This window comes from Microbispora sp. CA-135349 (assembly GCF_050947365.1).
Lineage (GTDB): Bacteria > Actinomycetota > Actinomycetes > Streptosporangiales > Streptosporangiaceae > Microbispora.
Genome location: NZ_CP192001.1, coordinates 4,230,177 through 4,247,199 on the forward strand (window position 1 = coordinate 4,230,177; position 17,023 = coordinate 4,247,199).

The following is a 17,023-nucleotide window of genomic DNA, read 5'->3' on the forward strand; positions in this document are numbered from 1 at the left end:
TGCGGAATCACCGGTAGAAATAGCGCTATCGGCCGCAGGAAATCCTATCCAAAGGTGCCATCGGAATACGGGGAAACGGGGTGCATCGTCGCTCACGCCCGCGCACTCACGTCGCGGGACCGCAATCACCCGCCGTAATCCGCTGGAGCCAGGCCGACGACTTGACCTTCGGCAATGACTCCGAGCAGTTCGAGCAGGATCTCTACACGGCGATGAACGGCAACGACGGCAGCCGCCCGGTCAGCCTCGACGCCGCGCCCGGCGCCGACTCACCCAGCCGGTCACCTTCATCACGCCGGCGAGCGGCTCACGGGTGTACCTGGTGCTGGTGACCACCAAGTCGGGTGCCACGACGTTCACCGACGCGGTCGAGTACGTCACCCTCGGGTCCGGTTCGGGTGGCCCGGTGTCGGTCGCGACCTACCGTATCGTCAACCGCACAGCGGCAAGCCGCTCACCGTGGCCGGCGGCTCTTCCGCTGGGGCGGCCCGGCCACGGCGGCCGGGCCGTACGCGGTCACCGGCGGTGACGCCCCGGCCGGCTCACCAGGTCTTGCCGGCCTGCTCCCGGACCGTGTGGTTGATCCGGTTGAAGAAGTTGGTCAGCGCGACGTTCAGGATGATCGCGGACATCTGCTTCTCGTCGAAGTGGGCGACGGCGGCGTCCCAGATCTCGTCGGTCACGCCCGGCGCGCCGTCCTGGATCCGGGTGGCGGCCTCGGCCAGCGCGAGCGCCGCCCGCTCCGCCTCGGTGAAGAACGGCGTCTCCCGCCAGGCGACCACGTTGTGCAGCCGCTCGTCGGTCTCCCCGCGCTTCTTGGCCGACGCGACCCCCGCGAACACGCACGGGGCGCATCCGTTGATCTGGCTGGCGCGCAGGTGGACCAGCTCGAGCACGAGCGGGTCGGCTCCCGCCGCGTACACAGCCTTGGTGAGCTGCTGGATCGCCGCGATCACGTCGGGATTCGCCGGGCTCTTCATACGTGCTTCCATCGGTGGTGCTCCTTCATCGGTTACCTCGGCCCGTCCGGGCCCGTCATCCCCATGACGGAGCGGATTCGAGGAAGGTAACAACATGTCCGGCACCAGCCCGACCGACCCGGTGGCCGAGGCGTTCGAGGCCCAGCGCGACCGCCTGCGCGCGGTCGCCTACCGCATGCTCGGATCGCACGCCGACGCCGAGGACGTGGTCCAGGAGGCCTGGCTGCGCGTCTCCCGCCAGGACACGGCGACCATCGACAACCTCGCTGGCTGGCTGACCACCGTGGTCGGCCGGATCAGCCTCGACGTCCTGCGATCGCGGCAGGCCCGCCCCGAGGCGTCCTACGACGACCGGCTGCCCGAGCTGGTGGTGACGGTCGACAACGGCCCCGCGCCGGAGGACGACGTGGTGCTCGCCGACTCGGTCGGGCTCGCGCTCCTGGTCGTCCTCGACTCGCTCGGGCCGAGCGAGCGGCTGGCGTTCGTGCTGCACGATCTGTTCGCCGTGCCGTTCGCCGAGATCGGCCGGATCCTCGGCAGATCCGCGGACGCCACGAAGATGCTCGCCAGCCGCGCCCGCAGGAAGGTGCGGGCGACCGAGCGTCCGGCGGCCGCCGGACGGGAGCAGCGCGAGGTGGTCCAGGCCTTCCTGGCGGCGGCACACCGCGGCGACTTCGAAGGGCTGCTGCGCGTGCTCGACCCCGAGGTGAAGCTGACCGCCGACACCCCCGGCGGCATGGTCGTCACCCTGGGCGCCACCGCGGTCGCCGCCGGCGCACGGCTGGGCGGCGGCCTGGCCGTACGGACGCGGGCGGTGCTCGTCAACGGCCTTCCCGGAATCGTGTCCTGGCGCGATGACGGCACCCCGCTCTCGGTCGTCGCGTTCACCGTCGCCGACGGCCGGATCACCGGCATCGCGGTCGTGGCCGACCCGGCCAGGCTCGCGGCGATGGACCTGCCGGATCCGGGGTGAGTCACCGCGGAAACCGGCTCCGCGTCCGGTCCGCACTCTTCAGGCACCCCCGCGCCCGGGCGGGCGTGCCTGTCCGGCCGCGCCCCTACTGGGCTCTCAGCTTGCGGAAGAAGTCCCGGATGTCGGCGACCAGGAGGTCAGGAGCCTGCAGCGAGGCGAAGTGCCCACCACGGGGGAAGCGTGACCAGTGGACGACGGTGTTCGACAGCTCCGCCAGCCCGCGGATCGCCCGGTCGCCGAGGAAGTTCGCCACCCCCGTCGGCACGGGCGAGGGCGCGGGGCGCCGGCCCCACGCCTCCGATCCGCTCTCCAGGTACAGCCGCGCGGCCGATCCCGCCGTTCCGGTCAGCCAGAAGATCGTGACGTTGGTCAGAACGGCGTCGCGGTCGACGGGGGTTCGCTCGGTGCGGGTGGGGTCCCAGTCCACGAACCACTCCAGGTTCCACGCGAGCTGGCCGGCCGGGGAGTCGTTGAGCGCGTACGCCAGGGTCTGCGGCCGGGTGGACATCTGGGTGGCGTAGCCCGAGTGGGCGTACCACCACGACTTGTTCCGCCTGGCCTGTTCGCGCTCGTCGTCGGAGAGCCCGTCGAGCTCGCCGGGGTCGACCGGTGTCGAGGCGGTGGCCAGCGCGTTGACATGGACGCCGATCACGCGCTCCGGCGCGAACCGGCCGAGCTCCGGTGAGACGATGCTGCCGAAGTCGCCTCCCTGAGCGCCGAAACGCTCATACCCCAGGCGCCGCATGAGCTCGGCCCAGGCCCGCGCGACGCGGCCGGCCCCCCAGCCGGTCTCGCGGGTCGGGCCGGAGAACGCGAAGCCCGGCACCGAGGGCGCGACGACGTGGAAGGCGTCCGCCGGGTTCCCGCCGTGCGCCCGGGGATCGGTCAGCGGCCCGAGGACGTCCAGGAAGTCGTACACCGTGCTCGGCCAGCCGTGCGTGAGGATCAGCGGGGTGGCGTCGGGCTCGGGGGAGCGTACGTGCAGGAAATGGATGGTCTGGCCGTCGATCTCGGTGGTGAACTGCGGGACCTTGTTGAGGCGGGCCTCGTGCTCGCGCCAGTCGTAGCCGGTGCGCCAGTGGTCGACCAGCTCCACGAGGTAGTCCTTGTTCACCCCGTAGGCCCAGCCGACGCCCGGAAGCTCGTCCGGCCAGCGGGTGCGGGCCAGACGGAGGGCCAGGTCGTCGAGATCGGCCTGTGGGATGTCGATGCGAAACGGTTGTGGCGTGCTCATGGCAGTCAGCCTCCCGTCTGTGTAGGACAGCTACGCTCCTACACATCCATCACCATGGACGGATGTCGGACACCTCGGCCCGCCTGCTCCGCTTGCTGTCGTTGCTGCGAACCCACCGCGACTGGTCGGGCACCGAACTCGCCGAACGCCTGAACGTCACCACCAGGACCGTGCGGCGCGACGTCGAAAGGCTGCGCGAGCTGGGATATCCGGTGCACGCCACCATGGGCCCCGCGGGTGGTTACCGGCTCGGGGCCGGCACCTCGCTGCCCCCGCTCCTGCTGGACGACGACGAGGCGGTGGCGGTGACCGTCGGGCTGCGCACCGGCGCGGCGAGCGGTGTCAGCGGGATCGAGGAAGCGTCGCTGCGTGCGCTGACCAAGGTCGAGCACGTCCTGCCGTCGCGGCTACGCCACCGGGTCGAAACCCTGGAAAACGCGATGGTCACGATCCCGCCGCGCGGTGGGCCCACGGTGGACGCGGCCGTCCTCACCGCTGTATCCACCGCGATTCGCGACGCCGAGACGCTCCGCTTCGACTACGTCGGTCATCACGGGGTGCGGTCGGCCCGAACCGCCGAACCCCACCGTGTGGTCTCCTGGGGCCGCAGGTGGTACCTGATCGCCTGGGACGTCGGCCGGGGCGACTGGCGCACCTTCCGAGCCGACCGGATGTCGCTGCGCACGCCCAACGGGCCCCGCTTCACCCACCGCGAGCCACCCGGCGGCGACGTGGCGGCCTACCTTCGCCGGACGATCGGCCGCGACATCTGGCCGTACCGCTCCCGGCTGCGCGTGCACGCCCCCGCTTCGCGGATCGCCGGACGCGTCGACGGCGTCGTCACCCCCATCGACGACGACACCTGCCTGCTCGAACTGGCCTCAGACTCACTCGACCTGGTCGCGCTCGTGGCGGGCATGCTCGACGCCGACTTCGACGTCGAGTCGCCTCCGGAACTGGCCCGGCACCTTCGCAAGCTGTCCGACCGCTTCGCCAGTGCGGCCGAACGGCGTCGATGACGGGCTTGGGATGATTTTCTGTTTCAGACCTCGTCGCGGGCCGGAGCGATGCGTGCCAGCGCGCCGATTTCCAGCGCCGTCCACAGCGCGCCGTCCGGGCCGAGGGTGATGCCGTACGGCTCGCACCCGGATGTGGGCAGGCCGTATACCCGCGGAGACCGGCGCCGGCCCCCGGCGACACTCTGCCCCGGGTGGCCGCCGCCCAGCTCGGCGGCGTCCACCGGCTGCTGCTCGACGCGCTGCTGGCGAACAAATCCGGGGCGACGCGGCTCGGCTTCGGTCTGATGCTGAAGTTCTTCGAGCTGGAAGCCAGGTTCCCTCGCCGGGAGGACATACCTCGCGCAGCGGTGGAGTTCATGGCGGGACAAGTCAAGGTAGACGCGGAGTTGTTCGCCTCCTACGACTGGTCCGGGCGCACGATCGAGTACCACCGGGCGCAGATCAGGAAGTTCCACGACTTCCGCGAGCCGACCGTCGGCGATGAGGACAAGCTCGCCGACTGGCTGGCCACCAAGATCTGTCCGGTGGAGATGTCGCGGGATCGGCTGCGCGGCGCGCTGCTGGCGCGCTGCCGCGAAGACCGAATCGAGCCGCCGAAGACGACCCGGATCGAACGCGTGCTGGGCGCGGCCGAGGCGATGTTCGAGCGGAACTTCACCGCCACGACCGTGCAGCGCTTGTCGTTCGAGTCGGTCGGCAAACTGGAAGAGTTGATCGTCGCCGAAGCTCCCCGCCCGTCGTCCCGGTCGCCGGACAGGACGCTCCGGAAGGAGACGGGCAATCTCAGGTCGCCAGTGGCGCCAGCGGCGGCCGGCGCGCGTTCTTGCAAGAGCTGAAGGAGGACCCGGGGCCGCTGCAGCTGGAGACGCTGCTGGCAGAGATCGTGAAGCTGGAGCGAGTCAAGGCGATCGGTCTGCCTGCAGCGTTGTTCGAGGGGGTCTCGGAGAAGGTCGTGGCGGGCTGGCGGGCCCGGGCGATGAAGATGTACCCGTCCGATTTCGAGGCGGCGGCGGCGCCGGTGCGGCTCACCCTGCTGGTCGCGTTGTGCCAGGTGCGGCAGGCGGAGCTGATCGACGGGCTGGTAGAGCTGCTGATCCAGCTCGTGCACAAGATCAGCGTGCGGGCGGAGAAGAAGGTCGAGGGCGAGCTCAACGCCGAGTTTCGGCGGGTGCAGGGCAAGAACGGGATCTAGGTGAAGCTCGCCACAGCGGCGCTGGAACTGCCGGAGGAAACCGTCCGCAAAGCCCTGTATCCGGTGGTCGGCGAGCGGACGCTGGAAGACATCATCGCCGAGGCCAAGGCGAACGAGAAAGAACTCCGCACCCGGGTACGGACCAAGCTGCGCGGCTCCTACTCCCACCACTACCGGCGCGGCCTGCCCAAGCTGCTCAAAGCGGTGAGGTTCCGCTCCAGCAACGACACCTTCAAGCCGGTCATGGACGCCCTGGACCTGCTGAAGTGCTACGACGGCTCCGACGCCGACTTTTACGCCGCCGCCGAGGCGGTGCTGCTGGAGCACGTGGTGCCCGAGGACTGGCGCGACGCGGTCCTCGACCCCGACAGCGGCCTGGTGGAGCGCATCCCGTACGAGCTGTGCGTGCTGGTCGCGCTGCGCAAGGCCATCCGGCGCCGTGAGATCTGGGTGGAGGGCGCCAACACTTGGCGCAACCCCGATGAGGATCTGCCCGCCGACTTCGAGGACAACCGGGACGTGCACTACGAGGCGCTGGCCAAGCCCGCGACCCGGCCGACTTCATCGCCGATCTGCAGAAGCGGCACGTGGCGGCGTTGAACCGGCTGAACAAGGGGCTGAAGAAGGCCACGACGGGCGGGGTGAGTATCACCAGGAGGAAGGGCGAGCCGTGGATCAGCGTGCCGCCCCTGGGCAAGCAGATCGAGCCGGAGAACCTGGAGGCGCTGAAGGAGAGATCGCTCGCCGTTGGGGAGTGGTCGACCTGCTGGACCTGATTAAGAACGTCGACCACGCCACGGAGTTCACCGGCGAGTTCACCTCGGTGGCCTCGCGCACGGTGACCGATGCGAAGGTGCTGCGCCGCCGGCTGCTGCTGTGCACCTTCGGGCTCGGTACGAACATGGGGATCAAGCGGGTCGCCGACGGCACTGCGGCGATCGAGGGGATGGAGGCCGATACCGAGGCGGCGCTGCGCCGGACCCGCCGGCTGTTCGTCAACCGCGAGAACCTGCGCGCCGCGATCCGCACGGTGGTTAACAAGACGCTGGAGGTGCGCGATGTCTCGCTGTGGGGGCCGGGTACGGCGTGCGCGTCGGACTCGCGCAAGTTCGGCTCGTGGTCGGCGAACTTCATGACCGAGTGGCACCAGCGCTACGGTGGTGCCGGGATCATGGTGTATTGGCACGTCGAGCGCAAGAACGTGTGCATCTACAGCCAGGTGCGATCCACCGCGGACTCCGAGGTGGCCTCGATGATCGAGGGCTTGCTCCGTCATCTGACCAGCGCGGAGATCGATCGCCAGTACACCGATACCCACGGAGCTTCGATCGTTGGCTTTGCGTTCTCGCACTTGCTGGACTTCAAGCTGCTGCCCCGGCTGAAGAACATCGGCTCGGCCCGCCTGTACCGGCCGGGCCTGACCGAGGGCGAGGGCTGGCCGCAGTTGGAGGGCGTGCTGTCGGGCAAGACCATCGACTGGGAATTGATCGCCAACCAGTACGACCAGATGATCAAGTATGCGACGGCGCTGCGGCTGGGCACCGCCGAGGCCCATCAGATGCTGCGCCGCTTCACCCGCGGCGGCCCCAAGCACCCCACCTATCGGGCCATCGAGGAACTCGGCCGGGTGATTCGCACCGTTTTCATCTGCGACTACCTGGCCGAGGAGGAACTGCGCCGAGAGATCCACGAGGGCCTGAACGTGGTGGAGAACTGGAATTCGGCCAATAAGGACATCCTCTACGGTAAGGCCGGTGATCTTACCGGCGACGACCGCGAACACGTCGAAATCTCAGCCCTGGCCCTTCACCTGGTCCAGGCCGCGATCGTCTACCTGAACACCAGGATGGTGCAGATCGTTCTCGCCGAGCCGAAGTGGCGAAAGAAGCTCACCGACGCCGACCGGCGCGCCCTGTCGGCTCTCTTCTGGTCCCATCTGAACCTGTACGGCAAGTTCGAGCTCGACATGAGCAAACAGCTCGACCTCGGACCGGTGCCGAGCGCCGAGGGCCTGCACTCAGCTGGTCCGCTCTGAGCGACGAACGATCTTGGGGTTGGCCTGTGTCGGGCGCGGGCCACCCTCTTGTGCTTACGGCCCGTTCTGGGCGAGCGCGACGCTGACTTGGAGCATGCCGTAGGCGGCCGTTATGGTCTCGGCGTCGAACACGACAGTGCGCCGGGCATGAGGGGCGGCCAGATCCGCCGCGCGCGGCGGATGCAGGTCGACCTCGATGCCAGAGCGACTGCGGCATCGAGGCCGGCGCTCTGGTGGCGTGCAGCCGCATCTCCTGGCTGACACGACGCTTACGGACGGGCGTTGATCTCCCGGGCAGCTTCGCGCAGGCTGGGTCGCCCGCGAGCGCCGTCCAGCAAACCGGTCGGCGCGTGCCGAGGCCGCCTCGCTCCGGTGCGGGAGCACGCATTAATGCAGGTCAGCGAAATCCGAACCCTCGCGAGGATACCGTAGGGCCCGCCTCCCGGGCCGCACGGCAGGTGCATTGGGACGGGCACCCGTAAGAGGGGGGTCAGCAGAGGATGATCGTGACGGCCCGTCAGCTGATCGAGGAGTTCACGGCGAACGCAAGAACACCACGATGTTCGCCCTCGGCCCGGTCAGGCGCCGCCAGCCGAGCCGTTCATAGAACCTGATCGCGTCAGCCGCTTGCGGGGCGGTCAGCAGCCAGCAGGAGTCGGCGCGGCCGCATAGGAGGTCGAGGATTCGTCCCGCGAGGCCCTGGCCGCGCGCGTGTGGGCTCACCGCCAGCTCGTCCACCTCCAGGGCTCCAACCAGCCGCGTTTCCACCGCGTCACCTAGTTCGGCACGGACGAGATCGTAGGCGCGGCCCGTGGGGAAAGGCCTCGGGGTGCGCCATGCCGTACCGAAACCAGCGGGTTCGCCGTTGTCGCTGGCCAGCACCGCCACGAATCCGGGACGTTGCGCGTCCGCGGTCAGGCGTTCAGCGAAGGCGTCGGCGGCGCGCTCGTCCTCGTGCCATGGCGGGCCGCCGAACGCGGCCCGGTAGATCTTCACCAGGTGAGAGGTGCGGGGCAGGATCTCCTGACCGGTGAGACGTTCGAGGTTCACGCGGGCACCCGCACCTTTCCGATGCTCGAGGTGCACGTCAGCGTTCCTTGACCGGACGGAGGATGGTGCTGCGCAGACGAGCGATGGGCAGAAGCATCAGCAGGCCGATCGCGCCCAGCACGCCGAAGGCGAGAGCGAAGTCGCCCGTGGCGTCGCGCAGCGCGCCCACCAGAAGGGGGGCCAGCGCGGCGCAGCCGTAGCCGACGAAGAATGCCATCGCGCTGATCCGCCCCGCCTCGCCGGGGTCACGGCCGGCCAGCACGGGCAGGGTCAGCACGAGCGTGAACAGCCCGCCGTGCCCCACGCCCAGCGCCGCGATCCATATCCACGTCGCGGTGCCCGGCGCGTACGACAGCCCCAGGAAGCCGGCCGCGGTCAGCGTCATCGTAAGCGCCAGTCCCGCCCACGTGCCGCGGCGTTCTCCAAGCAGCGCCGGTACGGCCAGCATCGCCACGACCTGGATGGAGATCATCACGGTCAGCATGCCCCCGGCGGTCGCCGCGTCGCGACCGGCGTCATCGTGCAGTAGCGGCGTCACCCAGGCCAGCTCGCAGTAGTACAGGGCGGAGTTGACGGCCGACAACATGGTGATGTGCCAGGCCGTGCCGCTGCGCCAGGGCATCTGCTGGGTTACGGGCCCGGCGGGGGTCGTGACCTTGTCCAGGCTCAGGGGGCCCTTGGCGGCAGACCACAGCGCGATGCCCGCCAGTGCGAGCACCGCCCACGACGCGAGCGCTCCGGGCCAGGAGCCGAGGGCGTCGGCCAGCGGCGCGCTCACCCCGGCGGCCACCGCGCCGCCCAGGCCGAGTCCGGCGGTGTAGAGGCCGGTGACCAGCCCGGCGTGGGCGGCGAAGCGCGTCTTGACCACGGCGGGCAGCAGGGTTTGGGCGATGGCGATCCCTGCTCCGACGGTTGCCGCGCTGCTCAGCTGGAGCCAGGTGGACTCGCCGAGCAGGCGCGCCGCCGTAGCCAGGGCGATGATCACGAGCCCGGCGAGCACGCCGGACTGCAGGCCGTACCGGCGGCCCGCGTACGCGGCCAGCGGCGCGCACACTCCCATGGCCAGCGTCGGGACGGTGGTCAGCAGCGACACCCCGGTCGCCGACAGATCCAGGTCGGCGCGGATGTGGTCGACAAGCGGCGAGACGGCCGCGATGGCCGGCCGCAGGTTCGCCGCCGCGACGAACAACGCTAAGGCTGCCACCCCCAGGGATGTGCGGCTGGATTGCAGTGCTGTCTGCGTCATGGGCACTCCAACAAATTCTCTCGGATATTTTCTATCCGAGTTCATATCACAACTCGGACACCTCTGGTCCGGGATGGGTAGGGTTGGGGCATGAAGATGTCGAGCGGGGTGGAGTGGGCGTTGCACAGCTGCGTCACGCTCAGCCAGAGCCACGAACCGGTGCCGGCGGCGCGACTGGCGGAACTGCACGGCACCCCGCCGGCGTACACGGCCAAGCACCTGCAGGCACTGTCGCGGGCCGGAATCGTCCACTCCACCATGGGCCAGGTCGGCGGCTACACCCTAACCAGGCCCGCCTCGGAGATCAGCGCTCTGGAGGTGGTGCAGGCAATCGACGGAGACGAGCCCGCGTATCGATGCGCCGAGATACGGCAGCGCGGACCCCTCGGCATTCCCGCCGAACGGTGCTCACGGCCATGCGCGATCGCCCGAGCCATGACCGCCGCCCAAGACGCCTGGTCGCGCGCACTCGCCCAGCTCTCCATCGCCGACCTGGCCGCCGACATCGACGCCGACAGCAACGGCACCGCCATGCCCGACGTACGCCGCTGGCTGACCACCACCAGGAGCTGAAGCGCTCGGCGTGCTGGCCATCGAGATCGCCTGGCTGGGGCCCGCCGACTTCCCCGAGCACCGTCGCGACGCGCTGCTGCGCCGGCTGGCCTGGGAGGCCAGCACTGACGAGCCCGCGGCCCTGGCAGCGCTGGCCGCCGCCAGGGCCGCTCGGCCCTGCCGCGTCCTCACCGGATCCGTCGCGCTCACCCCTCCGATCGCGGTGCTCGGCGACGACGGCCGCTACCACCTGCGTCTTGGCACGCGATATCTCTGCGCCCGGGCGTGGCGAGGACTGAAGAAGCCGCCGCCCCCGGCCCTGCCGCACGAGCAATGGTGCAAGTGGTGGAGCGCGGACGGGCAGCACTACCGGGTCAACCCGCCCCTTGGCACCCGGCCGGAGGAGGGCCACCCCGGCAGCAGGACCGTGCATTGGGCGGTGCTCGCCCTCGGCTCCGAGACCGACCCCGCTCTCGTCAGGCGACGCGAGCGATGCCCGGTCGAACAAGACAGCGCGCGGTGGCCTCCGTTCCAGGGGCCGGTTCTGGGCCCGATCATCAGAGCGCTGATCACGGCCCTGGGCCCGGCCTGCCACGCATGCCACAGCACGATCGGCGTATTCGTCGACCACGACCCCACCGGCCTCCAGGTCCGCGGCCTGCTGTGCCGGCACTGCAACACCTGGCTGGAGACCTGCCCCCACTCCGCAGGCTGCGTCTGGGGCGACTACCTCAACAACCCGCCAGCCGCCTACCTCCGCCTGACCTACCCGCGTGCCGCGATCAGCCGCAAGCCCGGTGATCCGGCGTGTTCAGCCTCCCCCTGCGATGACCAACTCGCGACCACGAATTCGGTCACACGAGGGCGAGCTGGCGGGTGGGGGAGCGGCGCCGCCGCCACCGCCGGGCGTCCCTGCCGATGCCGTAGGTCTCGGCGAGGCCGCGCACCTGCTCGGCGATCCGCCGCCGGTAACCGTCCTCGGCGACCTGGCCCCTGCCGTACAGCGCCTGGTAGCGCGGCACGAGACCGGGATGCTCGCGCTCCAGCCACCCCATGTACCACTCCCGGGCACCGGCGGGCAGGCGCAGCACGACGGGCGTCACGCTGACCGCGCCCGCCTCGGCCGCGCGCCGTACGGTCGCCAGCAGGTGATCGGTGGAGTCGGTGATGAGCGGCAGGATCGGCGCCATCAGCACACCACAGGGAATGCCGGCCTCGTTCAGCGTCGCGCAGATCTCCAGGCGCCGCTGCGGGGTCGCGGCCCCCGGCTCGACGGCGCGCCGCAGCCGGTCGTCGACGAAGCCGACCGATACCAGGGCGCCGACCTGGGTCACCTTCGCGGCCTCGCGTAACAGGTCGAGATCACGCAGGACGAGGGGGCTCTTGGTGAGCACCGTGAACGGATTGGCCGCCTCGGCGAGCGCCCGGATGACGCCGGGCATCAGGCGGTAGATCTCCTCGGCGGGCTGGTAGCAGTCGCCGGTGAGACCCAGCGCGACCGGCTCGCCGCTCCAGCGGGAGGAGTCCAGCTCGCGCCGCAGGCGGCGGGCCAGGTCGGTCTTGACGACGATCTTCGTGGAGAAGTCGCGGCCCGGATCCAGGCCGAGGTAGCGGTGGCCGCGCCGGGCGGTGCAGTAGCCGCAGCCCGACTCGCAGCCGCGATAAGGGCTCGCGCCCCATGCGAAGGGCAACTCGGCGGCCTCGGGCACCCGCTCGAGCGCCGCGCGGGCCGGCACCTCATAGCAGGTGATGCCGTCGAAGACGCGGGTGACGGCCTGCCGCTCGATGCGCGGGCGGGCGGGCCCCTCACCGACGAGCGACTGCTGCACAGACGGTCCCGGCTGCTGCACTGTCTTTCCGGGCTGTACCGTTTTTCCGGGCTGCCGCACCTGCTGTTGCCCGGGCTGCCGCACCGTCTGCTGCTGCCCGCGGGGCCGCGCAACGGGCTGGTCCTCCGCGCGGGAAGTGGCGTCGCGACGCATGAGGTTCAGTAGAACACGCATTCGACCCTCGCGCCAAGTGTCCGCGCCCGCGCGCGCCGCCCGCGCTCGGCCACCGGCGGCCGGCGCGGCGCGGCGGTCAGAGCTCGGCGGAGGCGGCGGCGTGACAGGCGCCGTACCCGTCGGCACGCGCGACCACACGGCCCGACCGCACTCGGACGGCCGCCTCGGTCCCGTCGCTCACGGCGGTCACCCCGGCCGCCGCCGCCACGGCCCCCTCGTCGTCGTGCACCACACGCAGGCGCGGCCAGGCCGGCGCGGGCAACACCTGCCGCAGGCAGGCGCGCAGGTCGGCGAGGGTCAGCCGGGCGAGCGGCCCCAGCTCGCCGGGATCGCCGGTGACCAGGACCGCGGTGACCTCGCCGCCGGGCGGCGTGGCCCGCACCGCCTCTTCCACGGCCTCCAGACGGTGCAGCCCGAGGACCGCCACCACGCCGTCACGCGTGAGCGGGACCGGCTCGCCCCGCACCGCGTCCACCGCGAGCGGCGGCGACCAGGGCTCGTCGGCGGGGCGCGCGCGTGGCACGAAGGGCAGGTGAGGAGGGTCCCACCGGTCGCCGAGATCGAGGTCCGCCAGCGCGGCGCACGCCGCGACGATGTCGAACGGCTCGGCGAACCCGGGCGCCGCGTCGGCCATCTGGCTCGCGCCGTGGAGGGTGGTCAGGGCCGTCTCCGCGATCCGCACCCGGCGCCGCGTGGAGACGTGCCCGTCGACCCGCTCGAGCACGAGCCCGAGCACGAGCGCGTTCAGCTTCATGAGCTGCGCGAACGGCCGGCGGACCCGCTGGTCGGCGAGCACCTCAGGCATGAGGTCCATGCCGAGCCTGGCCGGGCCGTCGGTGGCCAGCGGAAGCCGGGAGACCCAGGCGCGGGCGAACGCCGCGAGCGCCTCCCGGGCCGTGGCCGCAGCCGATGTCCCGGTGGTGGCTGTGCCGGCGTCGGCTGGGTCGGTGGCGAGTCTCTCGCCGGACGCGGGGGAGAGCCGCCGCGAACCGTCGGGCCCGGCCTCCCGCTCGGCAAGGTCCGCCAGCACGGAGAAGTACAGGGCCCGTTTGCCGGGGAAGTTGGAGTAGACCGCGCCGCGGGTGAGCCCGGCCCGGTCGGCGATCCCGTCCACCTTGGCGTCGCGGAACCCTCGCTCGGCGAACTCGTCGCGGGCGGCGGCCAGCACCCTGGCCCGGTTGCGTGCCTGAAGCTCGGCCCTGGTGAGGCGTCCCATCCCTCTCCTCGTCCGCGTACGCCCGCTTGCCGTACGGGCGGACCCCAAGATACCGTCACCACTCAGATGATAAGAACATCTGGACATAACATCTGGAGTTGCCCGTGATCGCCCTGCCCGAGGTGGACCTCACCGACCCCGAGGTCCTGCGCGACCCCTTCACCGCCTACGGACGGGCGCGCGAACGCTCGCCGCTCGCCCGGCTGCTGATCCCCGGCCTCGGCCCGATATGGGCCCTCACCAGGCACGACGGTGCTCGGGCGATGCTCGGCGACGCCCGTTTCGAAATCTCCGCCGACAGCTTCATGCGTCCGCAGGTCCCCGATGACTGCCTGCCGTACATGCGGACCATGAGCGAGATGAGCGGCCCCGAGCACGGGCGGCTGCGCAAGCTGGTCGCCCCGGCCTTCACTCCCCGGCGGGCCGCCGAGTTCCGGCCCCGGATCGAGGCCATCGTCGACGCGCTGCTCGACGATCTGCCCGCCCGGGCGGACGGTGGGCGGGCCGACCTGCTGCGGCACTTCGCCCGGCCGCTGCCGATGGACGTCATCTGCGCGCTGGTCGGCATCCCCGAGCAGGACCGCTCGCGCTGGCGGGAATGGGGCGCCACCGTCGCCGCCGGGGCGGGCCAGGACTTCGCGCGGGCCATTCCGGGCATCATGGCGGGCGCCAGGGACGCCGTCGCCGCCGCCCGTGCCGATGACTCCGGCGAGCCCGGGGGTGTGCTGGGCGAGTTGGTGCGCGTCCAGGCCGAGGACGGCGACCGGCTGAGCGACACCGAGATCGTCACCCTTGTCTGGCACCTGGTCCTCGCCGGGCAGACGCCGACCACTCTCATCGCCAACGCCGTGGCCGCCCTGCTGTCCCACCCCGCCCAGCTCGCCGCCGTACGCTCCGACCCCGCGCTGATGCCGGGGGCCGTCGAGGAGCTCATCCGCTGGTGCGGCCCCACACTGCTGGCGATCCCACGCCACGCCCGCCAGGACGTCGACCTGTACGGCGCGACCGTGCCCAAGGGCGCCAAGGTCACCGCCCTGGTCGCCGCGGCCAACCGCGACCCGCGGGTGTTCGCCGACCCCGACCGGCTGGACGTGACCCGCACGCCCGGCGCCGGCCACCTGGGGTTCGCCCACGGCCCGCACTTCTGCCTCGGCGCCTCCCTTGCCCGCGTGCAGACCCAGGTCGCGCTCACCGCGCTGCTGCGCCGCTTCCCCGGCCTGGCCATGGCCGCCCCGGCCGACGATCTGCGCGCCCCCGATCCGGGCACCTGGCGGCTGTCCGCGCTGCCGGTGACCCTGTGAAACACGACTCACCAAAGATTCGCGCGGGCGTTCTCCAGTGGACGGGGGGATCTGGCTGTCGCGCTCCAATCGCACGATCTGGCTGCCGGTCGAGGGCAGCGCGGTCGAGGGAGTGCTGCAGGAGGAGATTCCGGCGCCGCTGCCGTATCCGGGGCGCACGCTGCCGCCGCTGGCACAGCGGGAGCAGGAGCTGGTGGGCAGGCCCGGCCGTCCGGATCGGGCGGCCGACTTCGATGACCGCGCCGAGTACCTGCGCAACGACTACGCCTACGTCAGCAAGCTGCCGGCCGGCACCGAGGGCATGCGTCGTCGAGCGCGCAGTTGAAGGTGAGCGTCGCCGACAGCGCGCCGATCGTGAGGTAGACGGCGCGACGGGGCTGGGGCTGGATGAACGCGCGTCACACGATGTCCGTGCCCTCGAGCTCGGCGGCGCGGTCCGTGCCTGACAGAGCCATCATGAGCCAGGTCATCTTACGGATGCGCCGCCCGCGACTCTCGATCGGCGGAGTCAGTGACCGCCGTGCGCGCCGGTGAAGGTGGCGCCGATCTCCGCCAACCGCTCGGCCGCGTAGCCGGGGTCGATCAACGCCTCGGGGGTGTGGAGACCGGGCTGCACGGGGCCGCCGCGCAGGCCGAGCAGCCGCTCGACGCCGAGGGCGACGCCGAGCGCCGTCAGAGGGCTCTGCCCCTTCGGGTGGAGGAGGTAGCGGCTCGTCCTGAGGGGTGCGCCAACGCGATCCACGCCTTCAAGGTCGATCCTGACCTCCGCGGACGCGGGCCCGCCGCGCCGCCTGCCTGCCGATTCACCGATCGCGAACGCGACGCGGACGTTGGCCGCGCCTGTCGCGACGGCCAGGCTCGGCACGTCGAGGATGGGGACGATCTGGCCGGGCAGTACGGCGCCGTCGACGCTGGTGACCTCCACCTGCGCGTCGGGGCCGCTGACCCAGTCGAAGACGCCGTCGCGGCGGACGGGCCCCGCCGAAGTGGCGGCCAGCAGGCGTGCCACGTCCGCCACGGCCGCGGGCCCGCCTCCGTCCTGTTCGTCCAGCACGCCGCTGACCTCGATGGTGTCGAGCCGGTCGAACTCCCCGGCGAGGTTGAGCACCGCGAGGACGACGATTCCCGCGTACCAGTGGCTGGCCAGCAGGATCGGCGCCGCACCGGCTCGCAGGCCGGCGGCGACGACCTCGGGTCCGATGTCGACCAGGCCGTTGGAGATGCTGACGTACGGCAGGCCGCGGTCTTGTGCGTAACGCAGTCCGTTCAGGTGGCTGTCCCACACCGCTGCCACGACCGCCGAGTAGCCGTCGGTCCGCTGGAGGCCGAGGCCGTCCCGCCGCACATCGATGGTCACGGCGGTCGCGCCGCCGAGCTCGTCGGCGACCCGCCTGGCGCGGCCGAGATCACGGGCCGCGATCGTCAACGGCAGCTCCGGGTACCACCGGCGCAGGAGGGCCGCGGTCTCCGCGCCCACCTGGCCGGACCCGCCCATGATCAGTACGGAGCGCTCCACAGTGATGTCCTCTCCCTAACCTACATTCTGTAAGTTACATTTTGTAGCTTACGCTGGGAGGTGAAGCAAGGGAGGACGATGACCACGGGATCGACTCGCCTGTCCAGGCCGGCCAGACGGGAGCAACTGCTCGACACCGCCATGGCGATCGTGCGCGCTCACGGCACCGACAGCCTCACGCTGCTCAGCCTGGCGGAGGCCGCCGGAGTGAGCAGGCCGATCGTCTACGACCACTTCGGCACCCGCCCCGGCCTGCTGATCGCGCTCTACCGGCGGCTCGACGAGCGGCACCAGGCCGCCCTGGAGGAGGCCCTGCGCGACGCCCCGGCCGTCCCTCGCGAGATCGCCCGCGTCCTGAGCGTCGCCTACTTCGCCTGCGCCACCGACATGCCGGAGTGGACCGCCATCTCGGCCGCGCTGAAGGGCAACCAGGAGATGGAGGCGATCGAGCGCGAGTTGCTCGACGGCTACACGGACCTGATGGCCACCGCCCTGCGGCCGTACTCCGGGCTCACCCAGGAAGCCCTCCGGCTGCGCTGCGTCGGCGCGCTGGGCGCAGCTGAGGCGATCGCCGCGGAGCTGAACCGGGGGCGGGCCATCGTCGCCGAGGCCATCGCGGCGCTGACCGACCTGATCCTCGGCAGCATCGACGCCGGAGCCCGGGACTGACACTGTTTGCATGACCGTCACACGAGCCTGATCACAA

The 17,023-nt window shown here is 71.2% G+C and carries 20 protein-coding genes and 1 pseudogene; 13 read left to right on the plus strand and 8 right to left on the minus strand.

The features are described from left to right. The first annotated feature begins 322 nt into the window (after positions 1 to 322). Entirely contained in the window at positions 323 to 529 is a 207-nt protein-coding gene (locus ACQPZZ_RS19715) for a hypothetical protein (protein WP_432934078.1), read from the plus strand. A 13-nt stretch (positions 530 to 542) separates the two neighbouring features. Here ACQPZZ_RS19715 and ACQPZZ_RS19720 read toward each other — a convergent pair whose 3' ends face one another. Continuing rightward, positions 543 to 992, minus strand: coding sequence for a carboxymuconolactone decarboxylase family protein (locus ACQPZZ_RS19720; protein ID WP_432934080.1), 450 nt, complete (start codon positions 990 to 992; stop codon positions 543 to 545). An 82-nt stretch (positions 993 to 1,074) separates the two neighbouring features. Here ACQPZZ_RS19720 and ACQPZZ_RS19725 point away from each other — a divergent pair, with 82 nt between their 5' ends. Next, positions 1,075 to 1,953 (plus strand): sigma-70 family RNA polymerase sigma factor, encoded by an 879-nt coding sequence (locus ACQPZZ_RS19725; RefSeq protein WP_432934081.1) that lies wholly within the window; start codon positions 1,075 to 1,077, stop codon positions 1,951 to 1,953. Positions 1,954 to 2,038: 85 nt separating this feature from the next. Here the strand turns inward: ACQPZZ_RS19725 and ACQPZZ_RS19730 are convergent, their stop codons facing one another. Continuing rightward, the gene (locus tag ACQPZZ_RS19730; protein ID WP_432934083.1) at positions 2,039 to 3,187 is read right to left on the minus strand and encodes an epoxide hydrolase family protein; all 1,149 of its coding nucleotides are present in this window, start codon (positions 3,185 to 3,187) and stop codon (positions 2,039 to 2,041) included. 62 nt (positions 3,188 to 3,249) lie between these two features. On the opposite strand from ACQPZZ_RS19730, the gene ACQPZZ_RS19735 reads away from it, so the two are divergent. Beyond that, positions 3,250 to 4,206 (plus strand): helix-turn-helix transcriptional regulator, encoded by a 957-nt coding sequence (locus ACQPZZ_RS19735; RefSeq protein WP_432934085.1) that lies wholly within the window; start codon positions 3,250 to 3,252, stop codon positions 4,204 to 4,206. A gap of 23 nt (positions 4,207 to 4,229) precedes the next feature. Here the strand turns inward: ACQPZZ_RS19735 and ACQPZZ_RS19740 are convergent, their stop codons facing one another. Further along, positions 4,230 to 4,427: a hypothetical protein gene (locus tag ACQPZZ_RS19740; RefSeq protein WP_432934087.1), complete on the minus strand. Its 198-nt coding sequence runs from the start codon at positions 4,425 to 4,427 to the stop codon at positions 4,230 to 4,232. Here ACQPZZ_RS19740 and ACQPZZ_RS19745 point away from each other — a divergent pair. Genes ACQPZZ_RS19745 through ACQPZZ_RS19765 form a run of 5 tightly spaced genes read left to right on the plus strand, consistent with a single transcriptional unit; the run spans position 4,398 to position 7,433 of the window. Then, positions 4,398 to 5,042 carry a DUF4158 domain-containing protein gene (locus ACQPZZ_RS19745; protein WP_432934089.1) on the plus strand — a complete coding sequence of 215 codons (645 nt, stop codon included), beginning with the start codon at positions 4,398 to 4,400 and terminating at the stop codon, positions 5,040 to 5,042. The genes ACQPZZ_RS19740 and ACQPZZ_RS19745 overlap by 30 nt on opposite strands. Beyond that, positions 5,030 to 5,398 (plus strand): hypothetical protein, encoded by a 369-nt coding sequence (locus ACQPZZ_RS19750; protein WP_432934091.1) that lies wholly within the window; start codon positions 5,030 to 5,032, stop codon positions 5,396 to 5,398. The genes ACQPZZ_RS19745 and ACQPZZ_RS19750 overlap by 13 nt, the downstream gene beginning before the upstream one ends. Further along, positions 5,399 to 5,998, plus strand: coding sequence for a hypothetical protein (locus ACQPZZ_RS19755; protein WP_432934093.1), 600 nt, complete (start codon positions 5,399 to 5,401; stop codon positions 5,996 to 5,998). Continuing rightward, a complete protein-coding gene (locus tag ACQPZZ_RS19760; RefSeq protein ID WP_432934095.1) occupies positions 5,986 to 6,174 on the plus strand; it encodes a hypothetical protein in 189 nt (62 codons plus the stop codon). Before ACQPZZ_RS19755 ends, ACQPZZ_RS19760 begins: the two co-directional genes overlap by 13 nt. After that, on the plus strand, positions 6,153 to 7,433 hold the full coding sequence (locus ACQPZZ_RS19765) for a transposase (RefSeq protein WP_432934097.1): 1,281 nt from the start codon (positions 6,153 to 6,155) through the stop codon (positions 7,431 to 7,433). The genes ACQPZZ_RS19760 and ACQPZZ_RS19765 overlap by 22 nt, the downstream gene beginning before the upstream one ends. Positions 7,434 to 7,967: 534 nt before the next feature. Here ACQPZZ_RS19765 and ACQPZZ_RS19770 read toward each other — a convergent pair. Together ACQPZZ_RS19770 and ACQPZZ_RS19775 are read right to left on the minus strand one after the other, a co-directional pair. Then, positions 7,968 to 8,483 carry a GNAT family N-acetyltransferase gene (locus tag ACQPZZ_RS19770; protein WP_432934099.1) on the minus strand — a complete coding sequence of 172 codons (516 nt, stop codon included), beginning with the start codon at positions 8,481 to 8,483 and terminating at the stop codon, positions 7,968 to 7,970. A gap of 37 nt (positions 8,484 to 8,520) precedes the next feature. Next, positions 8,521 to 9,729 carry an MFS transporter gene (locus ACQPZZ_RS19775; RefSeq protein WP_432934101.1) on the minus strand — a complete coding sequence of 403 codons (1,209 nt, stop codon included), beginning with the start codon at positions 9,727 to 9,729 and terminating at the stop codon, positions 8,521 to 8,523. A 90-nt stretch (positions 9,730 to 9,819) separates the two neighbouring features. On the opposite strand from ACQPZZ_RS19775, the gene ACQPZZ_RS19780 reads away from it, so the two are divergent. Next, a complete protein-coding gene (locus ACQPZZ_RS19780; RefSeq protein WP_432934103.1) occupies positions 9,820 to 10,302 on the plus strand; it encodes an RrF2 family transcriptional regulator in 483 nt (160 codons plus the stop codon). A gap of 418 nt (positions 10,303 to 10,720) precedes the next feature. Continuing rightward, positions 10,721 to 11,005 (plus strand): annotated as a pseudogene (locus ACQPZZ_RS19785) (endonuclease domain-containing protein); the annotation flags it as partial. Between the two features lie 130 nt (positions 11,006 to 11,135). Here the strand turns inward: ACQPZZ_RS19785 and ACQPZZ_RS19790 are convergent. Both ACQPZZ_RS19790 and ACQPZZ_RS19795 read right to left on the minus strand, forming a co-directional pair. Continuing rightward, complete coding sequence (locus ACQPZZ_RS19790; protein WP_432934456.1) at positions 11,136 to 12,110, minus strand: radical SAM protein; 975 nt, start codon at positions 12,108 to 12,110, stop codon at positions 11,136 to 11,138. A gap of 250 nt (positions 12,111 to 12,360) precedes the next feature. After that, a complete protein-coding gene (locus ACQPZZ_RS19795) occupies positions 12,361 to 13,500 on the minus strand; it encodes a TetR/AcrR family transcriptional regulator (protein ID WP_432934105.1) in 1,140 nt (379 codons plus the stop codon). Between the two features lie 104 nt (positions 13,501 to 13,604). Between ACQPZZ_RS19795 and ACQPZZ_RS19800 the strand changes: the two genes are divergently transcribed. Together ACQPZZ_RS19800 and ACQPZZ_RS19805 are read left to right on the plus strand one after the other, a co-directional pair. Continuing rightward, on the plus strand, positions 13,605 to 14,801 hold the full coding sequence (locus tag ACQPZZ_RS19800; RefSeq protein WP_432934458.1) for a cytochrome P450 family protein: 1,197 nt from the start codon (positions 13,605 to 13,607) through the stop codon (positions 14,799 to 14,801). A 37-nt stretch (positions 14,802 to 14,838) separates the two neighbouring features. Then, positions 14,839 to 15,126 carry a hypothetical protein gene (locus ACQPZZ_RS19805; protein WP_432934107.1) on the plus strand — a complete coding sequence of 96 codons (288 nt, stop codon included), beginning with the start codon at positions 14,839 to 14,841 and terminating at the stop codon, positions 15,124 to 15,126. 183 nt (positions 15,127 to 15,309) lie between these two features. Here the strand turns inward: ACQPZZ_RS19805 and ACQPZZ_RS19810 are convergent, their stop codons facing one another. Continuing rightward, complete coding sequence (locus tag ACQPZZ_RS19810) at positions 15,310 to 16,317, minus strand: hypothetical protein (RefSeq protein WP_432934109.1); 1,008 nt, start codon at positions 16,315 to 16,317, stop codon at positions 15,310 to 15,312. A gap of 78 nt (positions 16,318 to 16,395) precedes the next feature. Here ACQPZZ_RS19810 and ACQPZZ_RS19815 point away from each other — a divergent pair, with 78 nt between their 5' ends. Beyond that, complete coding sequence (locus tag ACQPZZ_RS19815; RefSeq protein WP_432934111.1) at positions 16,396 to 16,986, plus strand: TetR/AcrR family transcriptional regulator; 591 nt, start codon at positions 16,396 to 16,398, stop codon at positions 16,984 to 16,986. The last annotated feature ends 37 nt before the right edge of the window (positions 16,987 to 17,023 follow it).